Raw genomic sequence first — 26,642 nt, forward strand, 5'->3', positions numbered from 1 at the left:
TACCCCACCCCCGTTTATCGAAACTATGTTCTAATCTATCCTAGATGAGCAGGGAAGTTTTGACTAGGTGCCGACCTGTATCTACTAGACTGGTGTGCAGAGCTATCCCCAGACCCAAGGACGTCATGACCCCCCAGCCAGCCCCCGCTACCGGCCCCGAGGAATCCGCAGCCTATCTTGAGGCTCTCGAAGCCGAGATGGGCCGCTTTTTTGATACCCAGCAAGAACTCATGGCAACCGTCTCGGTTGAGACCCTGCCCCTGTTGGAGTCCGTCCGTGCCCTTTCCACCGGCGGTAAACGTCTTCGAGCGCTCTTGGCCTACTGGGGCTACCGCGGAGCTGGTGGCGCGGGAGTGACCGAGTCCATCGTTCGGGCGGGTGTAGCGATCGAGCTCTTCCAGACCGCTGCCCTGATTCACGATGACATTATCGATGCCTCTGACACCCGACGGGGCGCCCCCAGCGTGCACCGCCAGTTTGAGGCCATGCACCGGGAGCTGGGGTATAAGACCAGCGCTGAGTCGTTCGGTGTATCAAGCGCAATTTTGGCCGGCGACCTGTGCCTGTCCTGGTCAGAAATGGTGTTCTCGTCCATTCCTGAGCTCACCGCCGCCAGCGAAGCCCGCTTTATCTTTGACCTGATGCGCACCGAGGTCATGGCCGGCCAGTATCTCGATATTGTGGGCGAAGTCGTGCCCGAAGAAGAGCCAGAAGTTGCCCTTGAGCGGGCCAAGAACGTGATTCGTTACAAGGCTGCTAAATACTCCTGTGAACACCCCATTGCCCTGGGCGGGGCCCTGGGTCTTGGCCTGAAGCACGGGGAGACCTCCGAATTGGTTGCCGGTTACCGGGCTTTTGCCCTACCCCTGGGCGAGGGCTTCCAACTGCGCGATGACGTGCTGGGGGTCTTCGGTGAGCCCGAAACCACCGGCAAGCCCGCTGGCGATGACCTGCGCGAGGGCAAGCGCACCGTCCTCACGGCCTTTACAGCCATGAAGAGTAACGCCGACCAGCGAGCCTTCCTCGAAGGCTCCCTGGGTTCCCCTACCCTGGGGGCAGAAACCATCGAAGAGCTTCAGCGCCTCATGCGAGACTCCGGAGCCCTCCAGGCCGTTGAAGAGATGATTCAAGCCAAGGGGGACGAGGCCCTAGCCGCCCTTGAAGCCCTCGACCTCGAAGCATCCGTGCAGCAGGCCCTGCGGGCCATTGCAGCCAAGGCCCTGCACCGCTCCTTCTAGGGTAGCGCTAGCATTTATCAGGCAATAGAACAGCAGGCTCACACCGGAGTGTGAGCCTGCTGTTCTCTATCTAAACCTTTGAAGGCCTTACCAGGCCAGGGCTGAAGCGCGGCGGCGGATTTCGGTCTTGCGACCGTCAATCAGGGCGTCGATAGGACGGCCCGGCAGGGTGTCGTCAGCAGTGTAGAGCCAAACAATAGCTTCTTCTGCGGTGAAACCGGCATCAGCCAGTACACTCAGGGTGCCTTTGAGGGGCTCAAGCACGCGGTCTTCGCGCATGAAGAGGGCGGGGACCTTACGGACGCCGGTTTCGGGATCGCGCACGGCCAGTAGGGTTCCGTCAGCCAGCAGATTATGGACGCGGGTGACCTTGAGGTCAAGGGCTTCTGCGATATCGGGGATGGTCAGCCAGTCGCCAACCAGAGCAATTACTTCAGGTGTAGTTTTTTCATCAGTCACCTATCCATTGTGCCCCAGAAACCGGGGAATCGGTAGGTAGTACCGGCAGGGGCACGACGAGTTTCGTTTTCGGTCTCTTCCCAGGAGCTGCCCGTACAATAGTGAGGATGACTGATGACTTCTCTGCTGCTCCCTGGCTGACCGGGGAAATATTCAAGGGCCATTTTGAGGTGGGCCACCTGATTGCGCGCGGTGGTATGGCCGAGGTGTACCATGCGGTTGACCTGTGGTCAGATAACCCGGTGGCTCTCAAGGTCCTACTCCCCCACCTCTCTACCGACCCTGCTCAGCAACAGAAGTTTTTCCGAGAGGGCTCGGCACTCAAGAAGATTCAGCATGAGAACGTTGTAGGCGTCATCGACGAGGGCACCGAGGTAGTTCACGGCCAGCAGGTCATGTTCCTGGTCTTAGAGTACGTGCACGGGTGTACCCTGGCGCAGCTGACGCAGCTACGACCGGTGCTCTCGGTGGGCGAGATGCTCGATATCATGATTCCTGCGGTTGAGGGCCTATCTGAGGTGCACGCCCACCATCTGATTCACCGCGATATCAAGCCCGCCAACATTCTCTTAGAGGCCGATACAGAGGGCGTTAAGCTCTCTGACTTCGGCCTGACGCGAAGAGCCGATCAGAGCGCAACCGGCCAGCTCATGGGAACTCCGTCCTTTGTGGCTCCCGAGATTCTTGACGTTGCTTCTCCAGTGGGCCCGTCTGCCGATATCTTTGCCCTGGGCGTGATGATGTACCGTATGCTCACCGGCCGTATGCCTTTTGCCGGGGCCGATAACGACCAGCAGGTGCTCTACCACAACATGAACACCGATATTCCCTCCCTCGCTCACCTGGCTGAGGGTATCTCTTCCGACATCGCGGGTGTGGTGAGCTGGTGCACCCGCCGTAGCCCCCGCGACCGCCCCCAAGACGCCACTGAGCTCTACCGGGCCCTGCGCGATATTGAGGCCCGCGCCAGCGAGCAGGAGAAGGACTACCGGCTAGGTCAGGCGGATCAGCCAACAACCCTGTGGGAAGATGTTACCGATATTGCTGAGCAGTCGGGGCGCGTGCGCCACGAGCAGACCGCTATCACCGGTTTTGGAGCCGCTGACGACCTGCTCGATGGAAGCTACTCAGTCCCGCTCAGTGAGCACGAGCAGGCAGTACGTTCAGCCGCGGACGCCCCCGTCGAGATCTATGCCCCCACAGAGTTCCCCGGAGTTGGCCCCAAGACCGAAACCCAGGCCGTCCTCGATGCCCAACTATCTGAGCACGACGCTGCCCAAGACCCGGCGGTAGTAGAACAGCCATCAATTTCTGCAGAGTATAACCGGCAGCGGGCTACCGCCCACCGCAGTGTACGCGCGGACGCAGCACCGGCGTCCGCGCCGAAACCAACGCCGGTGCGCCCCGCCAACCCCGCCCAGTGGACCGAAGCCCAGCGCCGGACCCCGGCTGAGAGGTGGCGCCCGCCCCTCTCCCCGGTTTCTTTAGTCCTGATTCTTGCCCTGGTTCTGTTGGGCTTTGTCGCAGCAGGTCTTGTGGGCTGGTGGCTGGCAAGCCTTATTCTCTAGCGCAGGCGCCCTCACTCCAGTACAGAACCCAAGGGGAAAACCCGGGCATAGAAAAGCCGCCGTGGCCCTATTCTTGAAACCTGTGTTCAAGAGAAGGCGACGGCGGCTTGCTCTGTACCCTGGAGGCCTTAGACTTAGCGGCGGGCCAGGTACTCGGCAACCTGGAAAGCGATTTCCAGGGACTGCTGGTGGTTCAGTCGGGGGTCGCAGAGGGTCTCGTAACGGTCAGCGAAAGCTGCTTCTTCGATGGGGTCAGAACCGCCCAGGCATTCAGCGACGTCGTCACCGGTCATCTCTACGTGGATACCGCCGGGGAAGGTGCCGAGAGCCTCGTGTACCTCGAAGAAGCCCTGAACCTCGTTCATGACGTCGTCGAAGCGGCGGGTCTTGTAACCGGACGGTACAGAGATGGTGTTGCCGTGCATGGGGTCGGTAACCCACACGACCTTGGCGCCTTCCTTCTGCACGCCCTCAACGATGGCGGGCAGGTTTTCACGAATCTTGCCGGCACCCATACGGGTAATGAAGGTCAGGCGGCCGGGCTCGCGGTTGGGGTCCAGCTTGTCAATCAGGGCCATGGCATCGTCGGCGGTCGTGGTGGGGCCAAGCTTCACGCCGATGGGGTTACGAACCTTGGAGAGGAAGTTGACGTGGGCATCATCCAGGCCGCGGGTACGCTCACCGATCCAGAGGAAGTGGGCGGAGGTGTCGTAGGGCAGGTGGGTGCGGGAGTCAACGCGGGTCATAGCGCGTTCGAAGTCCAGAAGCAGGGCCTCGTGGCCGGTGTAGACATCTGTGGTCTTCAGGGGGCCGAAGTCGGTGCCACAGGCTTCCATGAACTTGATAGCGCGGTCGATTTCGCCGGCGATGGACTCGTAGCGGGCGTGGGCGGGGTTCGAGGTAAAGCCCTTGTTCCAGGAGTGGACCGAACGCAGGTCAGCAAAACCGCCCTTGGTAAAGGCACGAATCAGGTTAAGGGTGCTTGCACTGGTGTGGTAACCCTGGAGCATGCGATTGGGGTCGTGCACGCGGGACTCTTCGGTGAAGTCAAAACCGTTAACCATTTCACCGCGGAAGGAGGGCAGGGTGACGCCGTCACGAGTCTCATCGTTCGATGAGCGGGGCTTGGAGAACTGACCTGCCATACGGCCCATCTTGACCACGGGCATGGACGCACCGTAGGTCAGCACAACCGCCATCTGCAGCAGGGTGCGTACGCGGCCTGAAATCTTATCGGCGGTAGCGCCTGCGAAGGTTTCTGCGCAGTCGCCGCCCTGAAGCAGGAAGGCTTCACCTTCTGCAACGCGTGCTAGGTCGGCACGCATCTGGTCAACTTCACCGGCGAAAACCAGCGGAGGAACGCTGTTCAGTTCGTTGATGACGGCAGTGAAGTCGGGGTGCTCAGCCCACTGGGGGTGCTGATCGATGTGCAGGGAGCGCCACTCTTCGAGTTCGGGGAAGTCGTTCGGGGTGGGTACGGCACCGGAGTTGGTCACGGGGTGACTCCTTTGTATGTGGTCGCTAGAGCCTATCTTGAGGTAAGGCTCTGTCTCTATATTCAAAAGTATTGGGGTTCGTAGGGAGGGTTCAAAAGCTATGTCCACGATGTGACATATAGCTCCTAGCTAGGGCAAGACCCCGCCATAAGTCTGAGCGGACGCCCGTGCCCGGGTAGGTGCGCCCCACTAGGAGCGGGCTTCAAGAAGCCGCGCAGTAGCCTCGTCCGCGCTGATATTTTCAGCCGTCATGAGCTTCTTTACATCGGCCGCATACACCGGGGTGATGGGGCGTCCGGTCATCTGGCTAATCCGATCAATCACCAGGTCTGCCAGTTCCCGCTGGGCGGCCCATTCGTCGTCCCGCCCCAGATAGGGGGCCACGTCAATGGGTTCGCCGATGACGGTCTTCACCCGAATCGGCTTGCCATCCTTCCGCAGGCGCAGGCGGTTGGAGCCAGGAACCTGCACATCCTCGTTACCAAACTGGGCAACGGGGATAATGGGGACACCGGCCTCTAGAGCTAGGCGAGCCACACCAATTTTGGCGCGGTACAGACGTCCATCGGGGCTACGGGTCCCCTCGGGGTAGATCCCCACCAGCTTTCCCTCTCGTAGGGCGGCAACGGCAGCAGCCAGAGATTCAGCTGATTTAGCGCCACCGGAGCGGTCAATAGGTAGCTGACCCACCGAGGTGAAAAACCACTTCATCAGGTGCCCCTTAACTCCGGGCGTAGTGAAATAATCTGATTTAGCCAAGAAGAACACCTGACGCGGTGCCGCAAGAGGCAAGAAAATAGAGTCAATAAAAGACACGTGGTTACTTGCCAAAATAGCGCCGCTTGCTGCCGGGATATTTTCAGCCCCCACAACCTCGTGGTGATAGGCCCGCTGCAAGAAGGGCTTGAGCACGGTGCGTAGCTGCATATACATGGTGTCTCTCCTTGCGATAGAGCAATGTTAGGGGTCTCGTGGCTAGAGCAGTCAGCGAGCGGCTTTCCACTACATATTGTATGCCCGAGGGCGACCAGCTCAGAAACAGGAGTTACAAAGCCCTCCCCAACGAGGTGAAGCAGGCTCGCGCTGGATGAAGCCCGGCAGATTCCGAGCGCGCGAGGAAATAAATCTGCGGGCGGAATAGGCGTAAGCCTGACCCTCACGCCCCGCCTAACGGCGGATTCCGTTCGCTCTTGTGTGCTCGCGCGCTCGCACTCGCTCACTTCATCCGAGCCAGCAGCTTCGCTGCGAGCCTGCTTCACCCCAGCTTCTTATCTGAACTAGTCAGTATGAGTAAACTACGCTGGCGGTGAAGCTATTCCCCTCAGAGCGTCACACCCGCAAAAAGTGGGGTTTTAGCCGGGGGCGGGCTGTAAAATGACCAGGAAGAACCGCGTGCCCGGCATCGTTGCCTGCGCACCTTAGCCCTCCCCCGCCGCCGAGGCCCGTTAGAGACAAGGTAACACCGTGAAAGAAATTCACTCCCCCCAGATTGTTACTGTTGATCCGGCAGTCAACATCACCGACATGGTGGAACGCCGCGCTCAGGACAGCCGTAATCCTCTGGTCTACCGGGTACAGAAGTCGACCGGCAACTGGGTGCCCGTTACAGCAAAGGACTTCCGCCGCCAGGTCATTGATCTAGCCAAGGGTCTTATGGCCGCAGGTATTGGGGCGGGTGACGTCGTTGGCATTATGAGCCGCACCCGCTACGAGTGGACCCTAATTGACTTCGCCATCTGGTATGCGGGCGCTATTTCTGTGCCGGTCTATGAGACGTCCTCCCCCGCCCAGGCCGCCTGGGCCCTCTCCCACTCCGGCGCTAAGGCGGTCTTCGTTGAGAACAGCAAACTGGAAGGCGTCATCGCTGAGGCCCGCGCCCTGCAGAACCCCGAGCTGAACCTTGAGGCCCTCAAGGACGTCTGGGTCATCGACGATTCGATTCTCCCCACCCTGGTCTCCGGTGGGTCTTCTATCTCTGACGAGGACGTGGAAGAACGCCGTTCCCTCGCCAACCTCGATACCGTGGCAACCATCGTCTATACCTCCGGCACAACCGGCCGCCCCAAGGCCTGCCCGATTACCCACGGTAACTTCGTCCGTCTCTCTGCCAATACCAAGCTCACCATCCCTGAGATTGCCAACGAGACCAACTCAACTCTGCTCTTCCTGCCCCTGGCCCACGTGCTGGGTCGCCTGATTCAGTTGCTGGCCTTCGATGCGGGCCTGACGGTAGGCCACGCTCCCAACATCAAGAACCTCTCCACCGACCTGGCCTCCTTCCAGCCCACCATGTTGCTGGTTGTACCGCGAGTCTTTGAAAAGGTCTACGAGGGGGCTATCAAGAAAGCCGAGAAGGGCGGTAAGGTCAACGCCAAGCTCTTCCAGCGCTCAGTGGACGTCGCTATCAAGTGGTCCCAGGCCAAGATTGCGGGCAAGATGACCCGTGCCCTTACCCTGCAGCACAGGTTCTATGACAAACTGGTCTACTCCAAGCTGCGCGACGCCATGGGCGGCAAGGTACGCTTCGCGGTATCCGGCGGCGGACGCCTGGCCCCCCACTACGGCCACTTCTACCACGCTGTGGGCATCGAGGTCGTTGAGGGCTACGGCCTGACCGAGACCACCGCTCCCCTGGCCGTTGGCCGCATCCGCAACTTTGATATCGGCAACGTGGGTACCCTGATTCCCGGTGGCTCTGCCCGTATCGCTGAGGACGGCGAACTCGAGTTCAAGGGCATCGGCCTTATCTCTGGCTACCTCAACAACCCCGAAGAGAACGCTGCGGCCTTCACCGAGGACGGCTGGTTCCGCACCGGCGACCTGGCCCGTATCGACGATGACGGCAAAATCTTTATTACCGGCCGCAAGAAGGAAATCATTGTGACCGCCGGCGGTAAGAACGTCATGCCGGTACCCGCCGAAGACCGCCTGCGCCAGTCCCCCTTCGTCTCCCAGGCCATGCTGGTGGGCGACGAGAAGCCCTTCATCTCGGCACTCATTACCCTGGACCCAGACGTCCTGCCCGATGAGCTCGAGCGCATCGGGCTGCCCCGCACCCTCTCCCTCAAGGAGGCCTCCACCAACCCCCGCGTCCGTGAGGCTATCCAGAAGTTCATCGACGACGCCAACGCCTTTGTGTCGAGGGCCGAGTCTATCCGCGAGTTCCGCATTCTTGATAAGGACTTCACCGAGGCCGAGGGGCATCTGACCCCCTCTATGAAGGTGCGCCGCAAGCAGGTGCTGGCTGACTTCAACTCCTATGTTGAAGATATGTACAACCGCACCAAGTCCACCGTGTCTGAGACCGCCGCTCACACCGCTGAGCGTGTTCAGGAGCTGCGTGCCGAGCAGACCGAGAAATGGGACCAGTTCAAGGCCGTTCAGGCTGAGAAGATTCAGGAGTTCACCGAGACCCAGGGGCAGAAGCTGCACGAGCTGGCAGATAAGATCCAGCAGGTTGCTCCCCTACCCGGAGCTAAGGATCAGAACAACGAAGAGCAGGCTCAATAAAGCTTTTCATAAGCGGTTTCGCAGGCTCACGCTCGCTGCCGACCCTCTCGCCCGGTTCGCTTCGCTCACAAGGGCGATTCACGCCAGCCCCGAGCCAGCAGCTTCGCTGTGAGCCTGCTACACCTACCAATATGAATAAGCAGTAGCCCATTATCTGCCCGTATATAGAAGAATCCCCGAGCCAATTTCAGCTCGGGGATTTTGTATTTCTATTGGAAAACCTAGTCGAGCTCAAGCCCCAGCAGGGCGTTCTCCACGACCTCGGTCAGGGCCGGGTGGATCCAGTACTGGCCGCGGGCCATATCGCGGGCACTCAGACCAAAGCTCATGGCCTGGATCAGGGGCTGAATCAGGGTGGGTGACTCCTCACCGATAAGGTGGGCACCCAGCAGCTCACCGGTGTCCTTGCGGGCGATGAGCTTACAGACGCCTTCACCATCGTCCATAGCCCAGCCGTAGGCTACGTCGCCGAACTTCTGCTCCTTGACGGTAATCTCAAACCCTTCAGCCGCAGCCTGCTCCTGCGCCTGGCTTTCGGTCAGGCCCACAGCGGCAATGGGCGGGTGAGTGAACACAGCAGCGGGCACATAGCGGTGGTCGGTGGCGCGTAGCTGGTCGGGGTGCACGATATTCCACTGCACGGTGCGCATCTCGGCGTTCGCCACGTGCTTGAGCTGGTAGGGGGAGCTCACATCGCCCAGGGCCCAGACGCCCTTGACCGGCTGGCCGCCGGAGAGCACCCGCTGGTACTCATCCACCTGCACCAGGCCCCGCTCATCCACATCAAAGTAGGTGGCAGCATCGAGGGTATCGGAGTTGGGGGTGCGTCCCGTTGCCACCAGCACCAGGTCAGCGGGCACGATAGCCCGCTCACCGGCGTCCTCAAATACCACCGTCACAGACCCGTCGTCGGCAGGTTCGATAGCCTTCAGGGCGTGGTTGGTGCGCAGGTCCCACTGGCGGGCGGCCTCACGGGTAAAGATCTCGGCAATGGTACCGTCGTGGCTGCGGAGTAGGCGGTCTGAGCGCACAGCCTGGGTCACCTGAGCGCCCAGACCCGAGAAGACGTGAGCGAACTCGGCTGCGATGAAGCCGCCGCCGATGACCACCACGCGCTCAGGTAGCTCATCAATACGCATGACGGTATCTGAGGTATGCACCTGGGGCAGGTCGATACCGGGGACCTGGGGCAGGGTAACACGGGAGCCGGTAGCCAGCACCAGCTGGTCAGCGGTCAGCTCAAGGCCGGACGCCGTAACCACGCTCCGGGGGCCGGTCAGCTGAGCGTATTCCTCGTAGACATCCACGTTCTCAAGGGACTTCCGCCAGGCCAGCCCACCCTCGCTAATAGCGTCGATGCGGCCGAAGATTCGGTCGCGAATCTGCCGCCAGGCAGTGTGCTTGTGCTCTAGCTCTACACCCAGACGGGCAGCGTCCTTAGCGCGGGCAACGGTAGAAGCCGGGTAAACATACATCTTGGTAGGAATACAACCCACGTTGAGGCAGGTACCGCCGAAGCGGCCGCCGTCGATGATGGCAATCTTCTTGCCCTCGTAGTCCTCGTTGGGCAGGGAGTTACCGGAGCCAGATCCGATAATGATGAGGTCGTAGTGGCGGGGTGAGCTCATGGGGCTACCTTTCGTGCGGGGTATGTCTGTGGTTTTCAACGGGATAGGCTAATGTTTCATTCCCGGCTGTCAGCTCCACTGCGTGCCTGTGCTGCAGCTTCTGCGTTATCGCGGAAGTTCTTCTGCATCTGGCGGAAAACCAGCACGTTACCGACCACGATGTGCAGGAAGCCCAGAATCATCACATAGATATTCCAGCCGCCCTGCGGGGCGAGCACACCCAGTAGCAGCAGGATCGCGCCAAAACCAATAATCATCAGGTGAGTTACGTTCATGCTTCCTAGCCTACAGGTAGGGACCAGATTCCTCCCTAAATCCTTCTGCACAGCACATACAATCGGCACTTTTCTGGTCCCTACTGGGAGCAAAAAGAGCGGACGCCCGCCCCAGCTTACGCAAGCCGGGTGCGGGCGTCCGCCCCTTGGGTACTCCTGATACGGGGTTACTTGACGTTGACCACGATCAGCAGGTCACCACCAGCTACCTGGGAGACCTCGTTGTAGACAACGCGCTCGACGGTGCCTGAGACCGCTGAGGTGATGGAGGCTTCCATCTTCATGGCCTCGATGGTGGCTACCTGGTCGCCGGCTGAGATTTCGTCGCCGGGCTTGACCGAGATAGACACGCCACCAGCGAAGGGGGCTGCGATGTGACCGGGGTTAGAAGCGTCCGCCTTCTCAGCTTCCTTCACGTTGGACTCCACAGAGGTGTCGCGGACGTTGACGGTGCGCTGCTGGCCGTTCAGGGTGCAGATCACCTCGCGCATGCCCTTTTCGTCGGGTTCTGAGATAGCCTGCAGGGTTGCAATCAGGCGCACGCCCTTACCCAGCGAAATCACGTGTTCGCGCTTGAACATCATGCCGTAGAGGAAGTCGCGGGTGTGCAGGATCGACAGGTCGCCGAATTCCTCGCGGGCCTTCTCGAAGTCGCGGGTGGGCCCGGCAAAGAGGAGGCGGTTGAGGGTGGCGCGGCGGGTAGCTGAGTCCCCGTTCAGAGCTTCCAGGTCTTCGGCTGACAGGTCGTTGACCGAGGGCTTGGAGAGCTTACGGCCTTCCAGGGCACGGGTACGGAAGGGCTCGGGCCAGCCGGCGGGCGGGGTGCCCAGCTCGCCGTTGAGGAAGCCAATCACCGAGTCGGGGATATCGAACTTCTGCGGGTCCTTCTCGAAGTCCTCGGGTGAGACGCCCATGCCAACCAGCTGCAAGGCGAGGTCGCCAACCACCTTCGATGAGGGGGTTACCTTGACGATATGCCCCAGCATACGGTCAGCAGCTGCGTACATATCCTCGATGTCCTCGAAGCGCTCCCCCAGGCCCAGGGCGGTTGCCTGAGCGCGCAGGTTGGAGAGCTGGCCACCGGGGATTTCGTGGGTGTAAACACGACCGGTAGGCGATGACAGACCCATCTCGAAGGGCTTGTAGATGGTGCGGACGGCCTCCCAGTAGGGTTCCAGCGCGCAGGCAGCTTCCAAGGTGATGGAGGGAGCGCGGTCGGTGTACTGGAGGGCGCCGACCAGGGCTGAGAAGGACGGCTGGGAGGTGGTACCCGCCATGGAGGCTGAAGCCACGTCAACAACGTCCACGCCAGCCTCAACAGCGGCAAGCAGGGTGCCGACCTGACCGCCTGCGGTGTCGTGGGTGTGCAGGTGCACGGGCAGGTCGAAGCGCTCGCGCAGGGCGGTGACCAGGCGGCGGGCAGCTTCCGGACGCAGCAGGCCGGCCATGTCCTTGATGGCAAGGATGTGGGCGCCGGCTTCTACCACCTGGTCAGCCAGGTTCAGGTAGTAGTCCAGGGTGTAGGTCTGCTCTGCAGGGTCCAGCATGTCGCCGGTGTAGCAGATAGCGACCTCAGCAACTGCGGTGCCGGTGGCACGCACGGCCTTGATAGCCGGGGTCATCTGGGAGACGTCGTTGAGGGAGTCGAAGATACGGAAGATATCGACGCCGGTCTCAGCTGCTTCCTTGACGAATGCATCGGTGACCTCGGTGGGGTACGGGGTGTAGCCCACGGTGTTGCGGCCGCGCAGCAACATCTGGATGGGCAGGTTGGGCATGGCCGCACGCAGGTGGGCCAAGCGCTCCCAGGGGTCCTCGGAGAGGAAGCGCAGGGCGACGTCGTAGGTTGCACCGCCCCAGGCTTCTACGGAGAAGAGCTCGGGGGTTACGTGGGCTACTGCGGGCGCGGCGGCTAGCAGGTCGCGGGTGCGGACGCGGGTGGCCAGCAGGGACTGGTGGGCGTCACGGAAGGTGGTGTCGGTGATCAGCACTTCCTTGGTGTCGCGTACAGCCTTGGCGAACCCTTCGGGGCCCAGTTCGAGCAGGCGCTGACGCCAGCCTGCCGGGGGTTCGTGGGTGGAAGCGTCGAAGGGTGAGCGGTAGGGCTCTTCGGTCTTATCGCCGGGGAAGGCAGGTAGCTTCAAGCGGGGGTCAAGGCCCTCGATACGCTCACCGTGGGGCTTATTCACGGTGACGTTTGCCAGGTACTGCAGGGCCTTGGTGCCGCGGTCGGCTGAAGGCTTCTTGGTCAGTAGCTCGGGGTGCTCATCGATGAAGGGAGTGGAGACATCACCAGCGCGGAAGGTGGGGTCTTCGAGTACCGCCTTGATGAAGGGGATGTTGGTGGCGACGCCGCGAATACGGAACTCGGCCAGGGCGCGAGAAGCGCGGCGGACGGCGTCCTCGAAGGTGCGGCCACGGCAGGTGAGCTTCACCAGCATAGAGTCGAAGTGGGGTGAAATCTGGGCACCGGTGTAGACGGTACCGCCGTCCAGGCGGATGCCAGAGCCACCGGCTGAGCGGTAGTAGGTAACCTTGCCAACGTCGGGGCGGAAGCCGTTCGCCGGGTCTTCGGTAGTGATGCGGGACTGCAGGGCAAAGCCGCGCACGCGCAGGTCTTCCTGGCGGATGCCAAGGTCTTCCAGGGTCTCACCGGCAGCAATGCGCATCTGGGACTGTACCAGGTCAACGTCGGTGACCTCTTCGGTCACGGTGTGCTCAACCTGGATACGGGGGTTCATCTCGATAAAGACGTGCTGACCAGCGCGCTCACCGGCGGTATCGACCAGGAACTCCACGGTACCGGCGTTCACGTAGCCCAGTTCCTTGGCAAACTTGACCGCGTCGCGGAAGAGGGCCTGACGGATCTCTTCATCGAGGTTGGGAGCGGGGGCGATCTCAACGACCTTCTGGTGGCGGCGCTGCAGGGAGCAGTCACGCTCAAAGAGGTGAACGATGTTGCCCTCACCGTCGGCCAGGATCTGCACCTCAATGTGGCGGGGGCGCAGCACTGCCTGCTCAAGGAAGACAGTGGGGTCACCGAAGGCGGTATCGGCCTCGCGCATAGCCGCTTCCATAGCGGGGCGCAGGTCTTCACGCTTCTCAACGCGGCGCATACCGCGGCCACCACCACCGGCAACAGCCTTGACGAAGATGGGGAAGCCAATTTCTTCAGCCTCAGCCAGCAGCTTCTCAACATCTGCGCTGGGTTCAGTGGACTTGAGTACCGGGATACCGGCACGGCGGGCAGCCTTCAGCGCCTCAACCTTGTTACCGGCCAGTTCCAGAACCTCCGGCGGGGGGCCGATGAAGGTGATACCGGCGTCCGCGGCGGCGCGCGCTAGATCAGGATTCTCCGAGAGGAAGCCGTAACCCGGGTAGATAGCATCAGCGCCGGCTTCTTTGGCGACGCGAATAATCTCCTCAACATCGAGGTAGGCACGGACGGGATGGCCCTCTTCACCAATCGGGTAGGCCTCATCGGCCTGCTGGCGGTGAATGGAGTGGCGGTCTTCGTAGGGGAAGACGCCGACGGTCTTAGCGCCGAGCTCGTAGGCCGCGCGGTAAGCGCGGATTGCGATTTCGCCGCGGTTAGCGACCAGAATCTTTGAAAACATTTTCTTCCGTTCCGCCCCACCCAGCACAGCGGGGTGCGGTGAGGCTAAGCCACAGTTCGTGTGTGAACACCTCAAATATATCTTTAGACTTCCTAAAGCACCTGGTTTTGTCTCATTTTTTGTGATGCGGGACGTAACGAAAAGATTTTATTGTGAGCATGGCTACACAGTGCCTTGTTGCTCGCTGTGAGCTTGCCTGACTTTCTGCACCGCTTGGCGGTAGCTGGTACACCTCTTCGGTAGCATAGAAGGTCAGTGTGTATCCGCCGAATTCGAGAGGCTTTCGTGGCAATGAGCAGCGTGGTAAGTATCAGCAGTCTAAAAGGCGGCGTGGGCAAAACATCGGTCGTGCTGGGGCTGGCGTCCGCTGCTCAGGCAAGCAGCCTGCGCACCCTCGTCATCGACCTCGACCCCCACGGGGACGCCTCAACCGGCCTCGGCGTAAACACCGCTGAAGGCACCGACATGGGCACCATTTTGCTCGCCCCTTCCGATTATTCCCTGGCGGACGAGCTCGCCCCCGCTTCGTGGGCCGCCCTCGGCAGCCTGGGCAACGCCTCCCGCACCGGACTGGACGCAGGCACCTGGGTTGGGCGCGCGTCCGCCCGTCTCACCTCCCTAGAACAGCTCGACTCAGCCACCCTGCTCCCCCGCCTGGCAGACCTCCTTGAGCCTGTCCGTGAGAGCTTTGACCTGATTCTCATCGACTGCCCGCCTACCCTGGGCCGTCTCACCGAGATGGCGTGGGCTGCCTCTGACCGGGTGCTGTCTGTCGCGGAACCCTCCCTCTTCTCTGTCGCGGGCTCCGAGCGCACCCTGCGCGCCATCGCCCGCTTCGAAGCCAATACCCCCTATGCTGTGGAGTCGGCATCTATCGTGATTAATAAGGTACGCGCTGGCGACCCCGAACACGACTACCGCATCGAGGAAATGAAGGTGCTCTTTGGCGACCTGGTCGCTGAGACTATCCTGCCCGAGACGCACCTGCTCCAGCGCATTCAGGGGTCCGCCTACCCGGTGCACTACTGGCCCGAGGAAGAAGCCCAGGAACTCGCCAGCGCTTTCACCGCGCTGTTGGCAGGTCTGTACGACGCAGGTACTGATAGATAGGAATGTAGGGGAGAGGGCACGGAGCTCACGCTTGCTGTTGACCCTCTCGCAGCTTCGCTTCGCTCAGGCGCGATTCACGCCAGCCCCTGCCAACAGCTTCGCTGTGAGCCCGTGCCCTCCCCGTTAGCGCAACAAAAAACTGCCCCGCCTTCGCATCTGCGAGGCGGGGTAGTTTTCTATGTTCTTTAGGCGCCGGCTTTGCGGGCTCGGCGGGCCGAAAGTTCGTCGTGAATCTCGGTCTCTGCCTGGATTTCCTGGGCGGTGCTTTCGCCGGGCAGTTCGCTCAGCGATACTTCCAGTTCGCGCCAGACACGGCCGATAGCGATGCCGAAGACGCCCTGGCCTGCCTGTACCAGGTCAATTACCTCAGATGCCGAGGTGCATTCGTAGACCGAGGCACCGTCAGACATCAGGGTGATTCCGGCAAGATCCTCAACGCCGCGGGAACGCAGGTGGTCGACCGAAGTGCGAATCTGCTGCAGGGATACGCCGGTATCGAGCAGGCTCTTAACGATTTTGAGTACGAGCACATCGCGGAAAGAGTAAAGACGCTGGGAGCCAGAACCCTGGGCTGAGCGGACGGTGGGCTCCACCAGGTGGGTGCGGGCCCAGTAGTCGAGCTGGCGGTAAGTAATGCCCGCTGCCTTGCAGGCTGTGGGGCCGCGGTAGCCCAGGTTTTCATCAACCAGAGAAACGGGGTCGTCAAAGAGGACGCCCTGCTCACCCACCGGTGAGGTGCGGGGCATGACATCTTCAAAGCCCAGCAGGGGCTGATCCATGGGGGCAGGTACGCCTCGCAGCGCGGCGGGGGCGCTAGGTTCACCGTTGTACTGTGTCACGGTTTGAGGTTCCTTCCCTTGAACTGATCATGGACTCTCTTATCCTACCTGCCTAGTAACCCTTTTGCCGGTTAATCGGCCGGCAGGGGCACCGGCGTTTTAACGTGGTTCTGGTCATTAAGACAGACCACGTTCACCCGGTGCCCCTCGCGCAAGGTTAGGTGGGGCTAGTCGAAGCTGGGCATACTCCCGGCTACCAGGGCCATGTGCAGGCGGAGCAGCAGCTGGGCAATATCACCGGCGAGTTCGGCCGCACGGGCCTGGGACTCTTCGTCCTTACGCAGGGCCAGGGGGCCCACCGCGGTTTCAACCAGGTCGACTTCGCGGTCGGCAGCGGCCCGGAAGGCTCGCAGGTGGCGCGGGTGCAGGCCGTGGGCGGTGAGCTGGTCGCTCACCCTCGTAACAGCCAGGTCGTACTGGTCGTACTCTTCTTTGTTGTCTGCCAGCAGACCGTAGTTCATGAGCTCACGTAGCAGGGGCATATCGACCCCGGCTGCCTGGCCCAGCTCACGCAGGGTGTAGGTGCGGGCCGGTTCTGCCTCGGCTGCCGGGCGGGCGCTCGGCAGCTCTTCGGCACCCGGCTGCGCGGACGCGTCCGCCCCGCTCCCCTGTACCTCGGCAGGTTCGCTGCCGGGGGCGGGTACTAGCCCCGCGTCGATGTCTGCCAGGCGCTGGCGAATCACCTTGAGCGGTAGATACTGGTCGCGCTGTAGCTGCAGCACAAAACGCAGGCGCTCGATATCTTCTTCGGAGTACTTGCGGTAACCGGTATTGGTACGCTGCGGGCTCACCAGACCCTTATCTTCAAGAAAGCGAATCTTCGAGGCGCTAATGCCCTCAAATTCCCCTTCGAGGGCGCTGAGCACCTGGCCGATGGTCTTATTTTTTGCCCCAGCAGTTTCAGCAGAGTGAGCCTGAGCCATGGTTACTTCCCCTGGCCCTGGTAGAAGGCGAAGTGGAACTTACCGATGTAGATTTCGTCGCCGTTGCGCAGGTAGGCCTCATCCACGCGGTCCTTGTTCACATAGGTGCCGTTCAGGGAGTCAGCGTCGGTCAGGATAAAGCTGCCCGCGTTGGGGATGAAGAGGGCGTGACGGCGGGAGACGGTGACGTCGTCGAGGTAAATGTCTGATTCGGGGCTACGGCCTGCGATGATGGGCAGGTCAGCACCGTCTTCGTCGGTTTCGGGGTTCAGGAGGAAGCGGGCGCCCTTGAACTGGCCATCGAGACCGATGAGGACGGCTGAGCCGGCGGGCAGGGTTGCCAACAGGTCACGTTCTTCGGGGGTGGGGTTGTGGGACTGGGATACTCCCAGGGCTACCATAGCGATGGTGTTTGTGGGCGGGTGTGCTTCGTGCTGAGCCATACGGTTACGTCCTTATGTCTTCGGGCGGCGGGGCTACGCCCGTACTGTGCCTGTGTCTCGCGGTTATGTGTGGTGTTGTGCAGACGGTCCAAGGTCACGAAATGGTAAACAGTGAACCGTTCGTTTAATCTTAGCCATTTCGCTTCTATTCTGCCCGGTTCGCACCGTGTTCTCTCACCAAATTTTCCTGTTTTTTACCTAGAGCAAAAGGGCCGCCTTTTCCTGTGGAAAAGACGGCCCTTACGCGGGCTCATAGCGTGATGCTACTGCCGGGTTTTAGGCGATTTCTGCCTCGTAGTCGGCAGCTGAAAGCAGGCCTTCGAGGTCTGCTGCGTCGCTGGGGCGAACCTCGATGAGCCAGCCCGCGCCGTAGGGGTCTGAGTTCACGGTTTCGGGGGCATCTGCCAGGTCTTCGTTGACGGCAACAACTTCACCGGCAATGGGGGCAAAGAGGTCTGAGACGCTCTTGGTAGATTCGATTTCGCCGAAGGTTGCTTCTGCGTCGATAGTTTCGCCTACCTCGGGCAGGTCGACGTAGACGACGTCGCCCAGTTCGCTCTGTGCGTGGTCGGTAACACCGATGCGGACGGTGCCATCAGCGGTGAGTTCGCTGACCCACTCGTGCTCTTTGGTGTACTTGAGTTCTGCAGGAACGTTGCTCATCGGAGGTGTCCTTTTCTTTTGTGGGACTTTTGTGGGAGTGCCGATCGAGGTGCGTGAAACTCGACGAGGTGAGCTCCGACGAGGGAGAAGGAGCTCTCACCTAACGATTATATGACACAGGGTACAGGTGCTGGTGGCGGGCGCCACCGAAACGGCCGGGTTTTCTCTTAAATAAAAAAGGACGCCCCACCCCGCTTCCCCTGCGCAGGGGAAGCGGGGTGGGGCGTCCTTACCTAGACCTCTTAGATAACACCCTCAGAGAACTTGTAGGGGTTTCCGAAGCGGTGGGCGGTGATGGAGACTGCCTGCTCGCGGACGAAGGGCAGCATCTCGATGCGGCCGGCTTCGGTAACAGGCTGGAAGTAGACCGCGATGTCGGGGCGGCCGTCGAGTGCCTCGTAGATGCTGGTGGCGTCGCTACCGATGTAACGGATGCGGGCACCTTCGAAGGCGGTTCCCTCAAGCTGCTTTGAGGGGGTCTTTGCAATCTTGGCCAGCGAAGCACGGTAGGCGGCGTCGCTCTGCTCAACCAGGGTGACGCCCGCACCGCGCAGGGCGCCGGCAACAGCCACCGGGATACTCTGGCCGGTGGAGAACTCGATGGTGGCACCGGCTGCTACACCTGCCAGCAGGACGCGCAGGGCGCGGTCGCGGTCGCCGTCCTCGTCCAGACGCACCTGAACGGTGGTGGGCAGGTAGCGCAGGATGTTGCGCTCAACGCCCAGCTGGCTGGGGTCGTGGCCCACACCGAACTCGGTGGCCCAGGCCTCGGCATCAGAGCTTGCCGCGCGGGCCAGCATGTCGAGGGAACCGTCGTTGGTGGCGGTGGGTTCGCGCAGGGCAGCCAGGATGGAGCGGACGCCCGCGTGTGAGGGGGCGGTGGTGGCGGTGGACTCTGCGGTTTCCCAGTCGGAGAGGGCAACCAGGTAGTTGGGGCCACCGGCCTTGGTGCCGGAACCTACGGTTGACTTCTTCCAGCCACCGAAGGGCTGACGCTGCACGATAGCGCCGGTGATGCCGCGGTTGACGTAGAGGTTACCTGCCTGGACCTTGGAGAGCCAGAGTTCCAGCTCGCCGGAGTCAAGGGAGTGCAAGCCAGCGGTCAGACCGTAGTCGGTGGCGTTCTGCAGTTCGATAGCCTCTTCGAGGGTAGCGGCCTTCATGACGCCCAGGATGGGGCCGAAGTACTCGGTCAGGTGGTATTCGCTGCCGGGCTTGACGCCTGCGCGAACGCCGGGTGACCAGAGGCGGCCGGTCTCATCGAGCTGTTCGGGCTTGATGATCCAGGTTTCACCCTCACCCAGGGTGGTCAAACCTCGCTTGAGCTTGCCCTCGGGCTTCTCGATGACGGGGCCCATTTCTGATTCGATGTCCTGGGGGTGGGCAACGTGCAGGGACTTCACGGCGTCAACCAGCTGGTTGTAGAAGCGCTTGGACTCCCCTACCGAACCAACCAGAATCACGGTGGATGCAGCCGAGCACTTCTGGCCTGCGTGGCCAAAGGCTGAGTAGACGACGTCCTTGACCGCCAGGTCGAGGTCGGCATTGGGGGTGACGATGATGGAGTTCTTGCCGGAGGTCTCGCCGAAGAGGGGCAGGTCCTTACGCCAGGATCGGAACATCTCGGCGGTCTCGTAGCCACCGGTCAGAATCAGGCGGTCAACGGCGGGGTGGGCAATCATCTTTGAACCGGCGTCGCGGTCGGTGACCTTGACCAGGCGCAGGGCCTCGCGGGGTACACCAGCTTCCCACAGCACCTCAGCAATGAGAGCACCGATGCGGGCGGTGTTGGAGGCGGGCTTGAAGATAACCGCTGAACCCGCTGCCAGGGCTGAGATAACGCCACCGACGGGGATTGCGGTGGGGAAGTTCCACGGCGGGATGACCAGGGTCAGCTTAACCGGGTGATGCTGGGCGCCGTCTACCGAGTCGAGGCGCTCTGCCAGCATGGCGTAGTAGTAGGCAAAGTCAACGGCTTCTGAGACTTCAACGTCGCCCTGGTCCAGGGTCTTGCCAGCCTCGTGGGCCATGATTTCCATGAAGTCGCCGCGGCGTACTGCCAGGGCTACAGCTACCTTACGCAGAATCTCAGCACGCTCTGAAGCGGGGCGGGCACCCCACGCCTCGCCAGCTGCCACGGTCTCGGCAACCAGGGTTTCGGCGTCCTCGGCAGAACCCAACTCATTGGCGGCCAGGGTTTCAATACCGATCTGGGTGGTCTTTGAACGCTCCAGGATGGCGCGGCCCCACTCGCGGTTACCGGCCAGGGCAGGGTCGGTATCGGGGGTGTTTTCGAAGGTGCCGTCGGCGGGCTTGAAGACGTTGTCTTCATTTTCTTCCAGACGGTTCTGGGTGCGCTGCGGGGGCTGCACCTCGTCAGTGACCTCGTTCAGGGAGCGCAGGAAGCGGTTCTTCTCGCGCTCAAAGAGGGCGGGAGATGAGTCTAGGTCGAAGACCGCGCTCATGAAGTTCTCGCTTGAGGCGTTTTCCTCCAGGCGGCGAACCAGGTAGGAGATAGCGACATCGAACTCTTCGGGGCGCACCACGGGGGTGTAGAGCAGCAGGTGGCCCACACGCTGGCGGATAACCTCGGCCTGCTGGGATGCCATGCCGATGAGCATTTCGAACTCGATGTCCTTTTCAACACCGCGATCTTCGGCCAACAGTAGGGCGAAGGCTACGTCGAAGAGGTTATGGCCGGCAACGCCCAGGCGGATGTTCTTGGTGTGCTCGGGCTGCAGGGCGTAGTTGAGGATGCGCTTGTAGTTGGTATCTGAGTCCTGCTTGGAGTCGCAGGTGGTCAGGGGCCAACCGTGTACAGCGGCTTCAACCTTTTCCATGGAGAGGTTGGCACCCTTAACCAGGCGGACCTTAATACGGGCACCGCCGGCCTCAACACGCTTAGCTGCCCATTCCTGCAGGCGCTGCATCGCAGCCAGGGTGTCGGGCAGGTAGGCCTGGAGCACGATACCGGCTTCAAGGTTCTTCAGGTGGGGCTGGTCAAGGATCTTGGTGAAGACCTCGATGGTCATATCGAGGTCCTTGTACTCTTCCATGTCCAGGTTAATGAACTTCTGGGCGGGAGAGTTAGCGGCCAGCTCGTAGAGGGGGGTGAGGCGGCGGACGGCTTCGTCCACGACTTCTTCGAAGGCCCAGTGGGAGTGGGGGCCAGAAACGGAGGAAACCTTAATGGAGACGTAGTCGACATCGTCGCGGGCCAGCAGGCGCTTGGTTTCGGTCAGGCGACGCTCTGCTTCACGGTCGCCGAGCACTGCTTCACCGAGCAGGTTGATGTTGAGCTTGTTGCCGGTTGAGGTGAGGTGCTTGATGGCGGGGCCCAGCTTTTCGTCGCGGGCATCGACAATCAGGTGGCCGACCATCTGGCGCAGGACGGTGCGGGCGATCGGCACGGTGGGCCAGGAGGCCTTAGCGGCCAGCTTGCCGCCCAGGCCTACGGCACTCTTCATGTACCAGGGCAGGAAGGAGGGGACGATGGGGGCAATACGACCCAGGTTCTTACCGGCAACAGCCTGGTCTTCGGGGCGCACCACGCCGTCGACGAAGCCAACGGTAAATTCAAGGCCGTTGGGGTCCTTCAGGACGCCTGCCAGCTTCTCTGCTGCGGGGTCGGCGGGGATGTTCTGGGCTGCTTTGACCCAGTCCGCGACGAGCTGGACGGCCTGGTCAGCTAGCTGCTGATGGTGGGTATCGCTAAAAGGCTGTGCCAAGGGTGGTACCTCCTGCTAGCCCGCACAAGGGCGGGGTGAATTTGTTGCTTGTTATCCATTTCACCATCTTTAGGTGTAAGTTACACTATTAGAAAAAATGAATATTATTTAGGCAGTACGTTTAGTTCTGCTAATCTGTATTCGTGACGCCATTCACCCCTTCCTAAGGAGTGCCCCATGTACGATTTGCGCCGCCTGGCCATGCTGCTTGAGATCCACGAGCGAGGCACGCTCGCCGCTACAGCTAAAGCCCTGCACCTGACGTCCTCCGCTATATCCCAGCAGATAACCACCCTGGAAAAAGAGGTGGGCACTCCCCTGCTGCGTAAGGTGGGGCGCCGAGTGGAGCTGACCACCGAGGCCCTAATTCTGGTGGAGAGCACCCGCAATATTTTGAAGGAGCTGGACGCCGCCCGCACCCGCATCACCCTGCTGGAGGGGGTACCTGCCGGGCAGGTACGACTGGCGATCTTCCAGTCGGCGGCCAAGGCCCTGCTGCCTGGCGCTCTGGCACATCTTGCGGAGCATGCCCCGCAGGTGCAGCTGCATGTGGTTCAGATTGACCCGGAGACCGGTCTATCCCTGACCCGCAGTAGGGAGTTCGACCTGGTAATTGCAGAGTCTTACCCCCACCACTACATTCCCGAATACCCTGAGCTCACCTCCGAGCTTCTGACCGAGGACGCCCTTAACCTGGTGGTTGCCGCAGGTTCTGAGGTTGAGAACTTGGACGACGCCGCCCGTCTTCCCTGGGTTTTTGAGGGTGAGCACAATACTTCCCGCACCTGGGGTATTAACCAGTGCCGGGCAGCGGGTTTTGAGCCGCAGGTGCGCTACGTGATTGATGATTTGAACACCCACCTACAGCTAGCAGCAGGTGGTGCGGCGGCTATTATGCCGTCATTTGCGCTGCCTGCCGCTGGTAGCGAGTTGGAAGGGGCGCACGGGGTGAAGGCTATTCCTCTGCCAGGTGCCCCCTACCGCGAGATTTATGTGGCTACCCGCACCGAAAGTACAGGCCAGCCCGCAATTAGGGCGGTGAAGAATGCACTCAAACATGCAAATTTACAATTTCATCAATTTAAGGATAAAATTACCCATAATTAAACTCTACGCGACACACACCTAACAAAAAAATGAACACCTCAGAATATTAGAATCAAAATTAAAGTACACCCCAGGAGTTAACAATGAAAAAATCACTACTAATTCCCGCTCTTGCGATTCCCATGTTCGTATTAGCTGGATGCTCGGAAACTCATGAGAAAAAAATATATATTCAGCAGATTCAAGTAAGTCAAGGAATTTTTCAAGGAGTTTACAAAAATACCCCCTCTTTGGATGGGCAAACTATTTATTACTCCACAACAAGTGAGCCGTCTGAAACTATAGTTAATATTGACGAGGATAAAATCGACTCAGAACTAACGAAATTTCGAGTGAAATCCAGTGAGTTTCTACCAGAAAACGAGTCCCACCCATACCTCATATGCCAGAAGAAAAGGTCTGACTGCACAGCCTTTCTTCTCAGAACAACCTTTAAACCCGACGAAAAACCTGAAGATAAATACCTCAAATAGATCAAAAATTGACAATATTAAATCAGATTTTTATTAACCATTTTTTAAATTCCTCCTGCTTTTTGATATAAAATTTCAAAAATAAATTATCATTTATCAATTTCTCAATTTCATAGATATCGAAAAAAGAAAGAAATTAAATTATAGATACCCAGCAAAAATACTTGGATTTAGACCATGGGCTATACAGATTAGATTCGGATTGAGGCCTCGACCAAGGCAGATATTTGTATTTTTCTAAAGACTTGTGACTACCTATTCAAGAGACTTATTCTTCTTCATAGCCTCAATACCAGTGGCTGATGCGACCGCATGCTGCCAGCTAATTCTGCGTATTCAGCACTACGTCCAATGTTCCATCCAAGCAAAGCTTAAGGGCCGCAATCAAATATGCACCCGACACGGGACTAGCAGTATCGAGCACTGCGGAGTGCGGTGTTCGCAGGTGTTGATGATACCTTCGGCGGTGGGAGTAGCGGAAAACGGCTGAATTGGCGGCTCCAGTCCTGGTGTAGGTTGATGGGTGCCACATCCCAGTGTTCCCGTTCCAAGGCGAGAAGGACCAATACTGGCACAGAGACCGCTGCCCCGTCAGAGTACCGTCAACTGTGCGATAGATGAGTACGTTTTCCTGACAATCGGCGTTATCGGTCAGCATGACATAGTCGGATCCGTTTGGGTCAAAGAAAGTGAGGGGACGCCCCCAGAACCGTAGGCCAGCTTGTCCAGTTTGCGAGCACTACCACAGTTGTAGATGTGGCTCCAGAGAATTTTTGGGGCTCCAGCAGCATCGGCGGTTAGCATGTAGGTGGCGTGTGAGGTTACGACACTGAGGCCAGCGGAGCATACCGAGATGGAGTTATCAATGCGGTCTACCCCACTAGTCCTGTCTGCGCGTAGCAGGCTGGCGCGGATGCATCCGTTCCCTCCGTCAATCACGCCATAGCCTCGCTCTTTGAGGCTACCCAGACGCGGTCCTGCCAATCGGGAACCAGGCCGACAAACCTGGTTACTGGGCGCCAGGGAGAGTATGCCGGTCAGGCCGGTGCGGAAGTTTACCCAAATGTGATGGCCGTCGGCAGAATAGACCAGCCGAATGAGGGTGTTGGTGCCGTCAACTAGGACCCTGCTGTTGCTCTGGCCAAGGTAGTCTTAGACACCTCTCAGCAGGGCACCTATGTGCAGGTCGAGTTTAGCGAGTTCGGTACCGTTCGGGCGCAGGATGACGATTTTGGGCACCAACATCTCTACTTTTTCCGAAAAGACCTGGGGTAGAGTACCTGCGCGAATTCGTCGGTACCGACGAGAATCGTAGAACAGACCCCACCTAGCGGGGTTTTCGTAATCTGCCAGGGGCGTGCACCTGACCCAGTTAAGGGGGTGCAGCCGGAGGCTTAGGCATCACCGTGCATGGTGGTGACGCCGGGAAGTCCAAGGTGAGCGATATCCTCGGCGTTATACACATATTGACTCACATTGGACATTGTTATACAAACAACAGAGTCGCCGCATGTTGAGCAATTGACTGCGGAATGAGTTTTTGCGCACGACCGGAACCCTCCTTGCAGTGAGGTACAATGACCCAAATAGCTGCGAAAAATTGAATCATTAGCTATTGAGAAGAAAGATAAATATTGTATTTGACCATAATTCACTTTACCCAATTTAAGGGAATCTCCCCCCATGCTTAGAAGTAAAAAATATATAAAGAGAGAAATTGAAGAATTAAAAATTAGAATAGTAAAATTAGAAAATTCAGATAAACAGAGCGTAAACCATAAAAACAATAAACTGTGGAGAATTCTTAGGGATATCTTCGCCATAATAGCATCTATAGCAACAGCGGCAAGCCTAGTTTACATTACACTTCAGACCAATGAGATTCAAAAACAAACTCAGATTTCAGATAAACAAAACGAATCACTTATCAGAAGTCAAGATTTAGCATATCTTGCCAAAATAAATATCTCCCCTTCTGATGAAGGTATCAAAATCGAAAACTCTTCGGAGATTCCGATAAAATCAATAGCATACTGGTTCTTGATTCGCAAAGAGGATACCCTCGAAGTTTTTGACACAACAGGTGCCATAGCACCATTAGGATCGTGTACTGCAGCTACAATCAACTGGGATTTCTTCAAGTACTATAGCGGTGAATATTCAAATAATGTCGAAAAAATAACAAACATTTCTCCCGGATTTACAAAAGAGTTCCATCTCGTGCTTCAAGCACCTTCAGGGAAATGGTATTTTAAAGGAAGCACAGGGCTTTTACAAGAAATTGTCGACAGCTCAACACTTTCCTCAGAATCCCCACCCACAACCCCTATAGATAAATCAAATGTATATTCGGAACCTGATGATAATTTTTACCTTACTGAATACAAAGCGTTAGATAAACTTAAAGAATTAGATGTTTATTCTCAATATGAAAATTATCTAATCGCGGTTCAGGATGCATATTTTGATGATACGCCTCCGATTTATGGTGCAGGTGACTCAATAATACTAGGCAAAGGAGGTGTAGACGGTTTAGAATATCTGACCTACAGCCCTATTCCGTGTGTATCAAGCTAGGGTAGAAACATGCAGCAAATCCCTAGAGCAGTCTCTCCGCTAGGTCCGCATCCACCACTAGGTCGGTGATGGCGCCGGTGACTAGGGCGGCGCGCAGGGCAACAGCGCGGTGACGGCCAGCAGCCGCGCACACCCGTCGTCCTATCTTCACCAGCTCCGCAGGGGTAGGGCCCGTCGCCCGCTGATTCAGCGCCAAATCAGCCCAGGTGCCATCCTCCCGCAGTAGCACCGTGCACATATCCCCCACGATGCCCTGCCCCTGCAACTCCCGCATCTGCTCCGCATTGAAATAGCCTCCGCTATAAACATGCGACTTGAGCTCCCCACCAAAAGCACCCACACCAAACAGGGCGACATCGGCGCTACGCTGCACCGCCAGCACACCGCGAATCGACCGCTCCCGCCACATGGCCGCCTTGGTATCGGCAAAATCAAAGAAGGCAGGCACCGGGAAATGCACCATCTGCGCCCCGTAAGCAGAAGACACTTGCCCCAGAATCGCACCCGAGTAGGGAATCCCCGTCTGCACAGCGTTGCCCGCCCCGTTGAGCTGAACCACCGTCACCCCGGTCAGCGGGCGTTTAGGCAGGAACTGGGCCACCTCGGTTACGGTTGAGCCCCAGGCAACACCTAGTGTCGTGCCGGGCACCATGAGGGAGTCCACAAGATTTGCTGTGGCTATTGCCACCCTCCTCATGCGAGCTTGTTCTGTAGCGTGTTCGGGGGCGCGCACCACCGTCACCCGCACCCGATAGAGGTCAGACAGGCGCTTTTCGAGCGGGTCAGAATTATATGCCTTTTCATTAAGGTGAATCGTCACAACCCCGGTTTCACGTGCAGTTTTGAGCAGGCGAGAGACGGTAGGGCGGGAGACCCCCAAGCGTGCAGCGATAGTTGACATCGTCAAATGCTCCCCGTAGTAAAGCTGGGCAGCCTCAACGACCTGATTCTGACTTCTGTTCATCATAGTGCGATTCTAACTGAACAT

General features: G+C 59.2%; 19 protein-coding genes. 7 read left to right on the plus strand and 12 right to left on the minus strand.

All coding sequences use genetic code 11. The annotated features are described in order from the left end of the window. Positions 1 to 125: 125 nt before the first annotated feature. On the plus strand, positions 126 to 1,238 hold the full coding sequence (locus tag ACED88_RS06605; protein WP_449107312.1) for a polyprenyl synthetase family protein: 1,113 nt from the start codon (positions 126 to 128) through the stop codon (positions 1,236 to 1,238). An 87-nt stretch (positions 1,239 to 1,325) separates the two neighbouring features. Here ACED88_RS06605 and ACED88_RS06610 read toward each other — a convergent pair whose 3' ends face one another. After that, positions 1,326 to 1,697, minus strand: coding sequence for an Rv2175c family DNA-binding protein (locus ACED88_RS06610; RefSeq protein ID WP_185173169.1), 372 nt, complete (start codon positions 1,695 to 1,697; stop codon positions 1,326 to 1,328). Positions 1,698 to 1,804: 107 nt separating this feature from the next. Here ACED88_RS06610 and ACED88_RS06615 point away from each other — a divergent pair, with 107 nt between their 5' ends. After that, a complete protein-coding gene (locus ACED88_RS06615; protein ID WP_449107311.1) occupies positions 1,805 to 3,265 on the plus strand; it encodes a serine/threonine protein kinase in 1,461 nt (486 codons plus the stop codon). A 134-nt stretch (positions 3,266 to 3,399) separates the two neighbouring features. On the opposite strand, the gene ACED88_RS06620 is transcribed toward ACED88_RS06615, so the two are convergent. Continuing rightward, positions 3,400 to 4,761, minus strand: coding sequence for a class II 3-deoxy-7-phosphoheptulonate synthase (locus ACED88_RS06620; RefSeq protein WP_185173171.1), 1,362 nt, complete (start codon positions 4,759 to 4,761; stop codon positions 3,400 to 3,402). Between the two features lie 189 nt (positions 4,762 to 4,950). Further along, complete coding sequence (locus ACED88_RS06625; protein ID WP_449109107.1) at positions 4,951 to 5,694, minus strand: lysophospholipid acyltransferase family protein; 744 nt, start codon at positions 5,692 to 5,694, stop codon at positions 4,951 to 4,953. Between the two features lie 531 nt (positions 5,695 to 6,225). Between ACED88_RS06625 and ACED88_RS06630 the strand changes: the two genes are divergently transcribed. Further along, positions 6,226 to 8,271: an AMP-dependent synthetase/ligase gene (locus ACED88_RS06630; protein WP_449109108.1), complete on the plus strand. Its 2,046-nt coding sequence runs from the start codon at positions 6,226 to 6,228 to the stop codon at positions 8,269 to 8,271. 221 nt (positions 8,272 to 8,492) lie between these two features. On the opposite strand, the gene ACED88_RS06635 is transcribed toward ACED88_RS06630, so the two are convergent. The 3 genes from ACED88_RS06635 to ACED88_RS06645 form a co-directional block, all read right to left on the minus strand. Further along, the gene (locus ACED88_RS06635; protein ID WP_449109109.1) at positions 8,493 to 9,899 is read right to left on the minus strand and encodes a mycothione reductase; all 1,407 of its coding nucleotides are present in this window, start codon (positions 9,897 to 9,899) and stop codon (positions 8,493 to 8,495) included. 56 nt (positions 9,900 to 9,955) lie between these two features. Next, positions 9,956 to 10,174: a hypothetical protein gene (locus ACED88_RS06640; protein WP_237223019.1), complete on the minus strand. Its 219-nt coding sequence runs from the start codon at positions 10,172 to 10,174 to the stop codon at positions 9,956 to 9,958. A 167-nt stretch (positions 10,175 to 10,341) separates the two neighbouring features. Next, positions 10,342 to 13,791 carry a pyruvate carboxylase gene (locus ACED88_RS06645; protein WP_237195273.1) on the minus strand — a complete coding sequence of 1,150 codons (3,450 nt, stop codon included), beginning with the start codon at positions 13,789 to 13,791 and terminating at the stop codon, positions 10,342 to 10,344. A 291-nt stretch (positions 13,792 to 14,082) separates the two neighbouring features. Here ACED88_RS06645 and ACED88_RS06650 point away from each other — a divergent pair, with 291 nt between their 5' ends. Next, positions 14,083 to 14,901, plus strand: coding sequence for a ParA family protein (locus tag ACED88_RS06650; protein WP_449109110.1), 819 nt, complete (start codon positions 14,083 to 14,085; stop codon positions 14,899 to 14,901). 185 nt (positions 14,902 to 15,086) lie between these two features. Here ACED88_RS06650 and ACED88_RS06655 read toward each other — a convergent pair whose 3' ends face one another. The 5 genes from ACED88_RS06655 to ACED88_RS06675 form a co-directional block, all read right to left on the minus strand. After that, entirely contained in the window at positions 15,087 to 15,680 is a 594-nt protein-coding gene (locus ACED88_RS06655) for a MerR family transcriptional regulator (protein ID WP_185174822.1), read from the minus strand. A 227-nt stretch (positions 15,681 to 15,907) separates the two neighbouring features. After that, positions 15,908 to 16,663, minus strand: a complete 756-nt coding sequence (ftsR, locus tag ACED88_RS06660; RefSeq protein ID WP_449109111.1) for a transcriptional regulator FtsR — start codon at positions 16,661 to 16,663, stop codon at positions 15,908 to 15,910. A 2-nt stretch (positions 16,664 to 16,665) separates the two neighbouring features. Next, positions 16,666 to 17,106 (minus strand): FHA domain-containing protein, encoded by a 441-nt coding sequence (locus tag ACED88_RS06665; RefSeq protein ID WP_237207207.1) that lies wholly within the window; start codon positions 17,104 to 17,106, stop codon positions 16,666 to 16,668. Positions 17,107 to 17,382: 276 nt separating this feature from the next. Beyond that, the gene (gcvH, locus tag ACED88_RS06670) at positions 17,383 to 17,769 is read right to left on the minus strand and encodes a glycine cleavage system protein GcvH (RefSeq protein WP_185173178.1); all 387 of its coding nucleotides are present in this window, start codon (positions 17,767 to 17,769) and stop codon (positions 17,383 to 17,385) included. A gap of 242 nt (positions 17,770 to 18,011) precedes the next feature. Then, positions 18,012 to 21,497, minus strand: a complete 3,486-nt coding sequence (locus ACED88_RS06675; protein ID WP_449109112.1) for a proline dehydrogenase family protein — start codon at positions 21,495 to 21,497, stop codon at positions 18,012 to 18,014. A 177-nt stretch (positions 21,498 to 21,674) separates the two neighbouring features. On the opposite strand from ACED88_RS06675, the gene ACED88_RS06680 reads away from it, so the two are divergent. The 3 genes from ACED88_RS06680 to ACED88_RS06690 all read left to right on the plus strand — a co-directional run bounded on the left by ACED88_RS06680 (position 21,675) and on the right by ACED88_RS06690 (position 25,654). Continuing rightward, positions 21,675 to 22,604, plus strand: coding sequence for a LysR family transcriptional regulator (locus tag ACED88_RS06680; RefSeq protein ID WP_449107304.1), 930 nt, complete (start codon positions 21,675 to 21,677; stop codon positions 22,602 to 22,604). Between the two features lie 83 nt (positions 22,605 to 22,687). Further along, a complete protein-coding gene (locus ACED88_RS06685; protein WP_449107303.1) occupies positions 22,688 to 23,077 on the plus strand; it encodes a hypothetical protein in 390 nt (129 codons plus the stop codon). 1,683 nt (positions 23,078 to 24,760) lie between these two features. Then, a complete protein-coding gene (locus ACED88_RS06690; protein ID WP_449107302.1) occupies positions 24,761 to 25,654 on the plus strand; it encodes a hypothetical protein in 894 nt (297 codons plus the stop codon). Positions 25,655 to 25,676: 22 nt separating this feature from the next. Here the strand turns inward: ACED88_RS06690 and ACED88_RS06695 are convergent, their stop codons facing one another. Next, entirely contained in the window at positions 25,677 to 26,621 is a 945-nt protein-coding gene (locus tag ACED88_RS06695; protein WP_237211960.1) for a sugar-binding transcriptional regulator, read from the minus strand. Positions 26,622 to 26,642 lie beyond the last annotated feature (21 nt).

Source organism: Rothia sp. 11273D007AR (assembly GCF_053547255.1).

Coding starts and splice junctions, on each gene's coding strand:
- ACED88_RS06650 (WP_449109110.1), top strand. CDS start 14,083: ATGAGCAGCGTGGTAAGTATCAGCAGTCTAAAAGGCGGCGTGGGCAAA.
- ACED88_RS06640 (WP_237223019.1), bottom strand. CDS start 10,174: ATGAACGTAACTCACCTGATGATTATTGGTTTTGGCGCGATCCTGCTG.
- ACED88_RS06680 (WP_449107304.1), top strand. CDS start 21,675: ATGTACGATTTGCGCCGCCTGGCCATGCTGCTTGAGATCCACGAGCGA.
- ACED88_RS06695 (WP_237211960.1), bottom strand. CDS start 26,621: ATGATGAACAGAAGTCAGAATCAGGTCGTTGAGGCTGCCCAGCTTTAC.
- ACED88_RS06665 (WP_237207207.1), bottom strand. CDS start 17,106: ATGGCTCAGCACGAAGCACACCCGCCCACAAACACCATCGCTATGGTA.
- ACED88_RS06635 (WP_449109109.1), bottom strand. CDS start 9,899: ATGAGCTCACCCCGCCACTACGACCTCATCATTATCGGATCTGGCTCC.
- gcvH (WP_185173178.1), bottom strand. CDS start 17,769: ATGAGCAACGTTCCTGCAGAACTCAAGTACACCAAAGAGCACGAGTGG.
- ACED88_RS06685 (WP_449107303.1), top strand. CDS start 22,688: ATGAAAAAATCACTACTAATTCCCGCTCTTGCGATTCCCATGTTCGTA.
- ACED88_RS06690 (WP_449107302.1), top strand. CDS start 24,761: ATGCTTAGAAGTAAAAAATATATAAAGAGAGAAATTGAAGAATTAAAA.
- ACED88_RS06645 (WP_237195273.1), bottom strand. CDS start 13,791: ATGTTTTCAAAGATTCTGGTCGCTAACCGCGGCGAAATCGCAATCCGC.
- ACED88_RS06615 (WP_449107311.1), top strand. CDS start 1,805: ATGACTGATGACTTCTCTGCTGCTCCCTGGCTGACCGGGGAAATATTC.
- ACED88_RS06625 (WP_449109107.1), bottom strand. CDS start 5,694: ATGTATATGCAGCTACGCACCGTGCTCAAGCCCTTCTTGCAGCGGGCC.
- ACED88_RS06605 (WP_449107312.1), top strand. CDS start 126: ATGACCCCCCAGCCAGCCCCCGCTACCGGCCCCGAGGAATCCGCAGCC.
- ACED88_RS06655 (WP_185174822.1), bottom strand. CDS start 15,680: ATGGATCAGCCCCTGCTGGGCTTTGAAGATGTCATGCCCCGCACCTCA.
- ftsR (WP_449109111.1), bottom strand. CDS start 16,663: ATGGCTCAGGCTCACTCTGCTGAAACTGCTGGGGCAAAAAATAAGACC.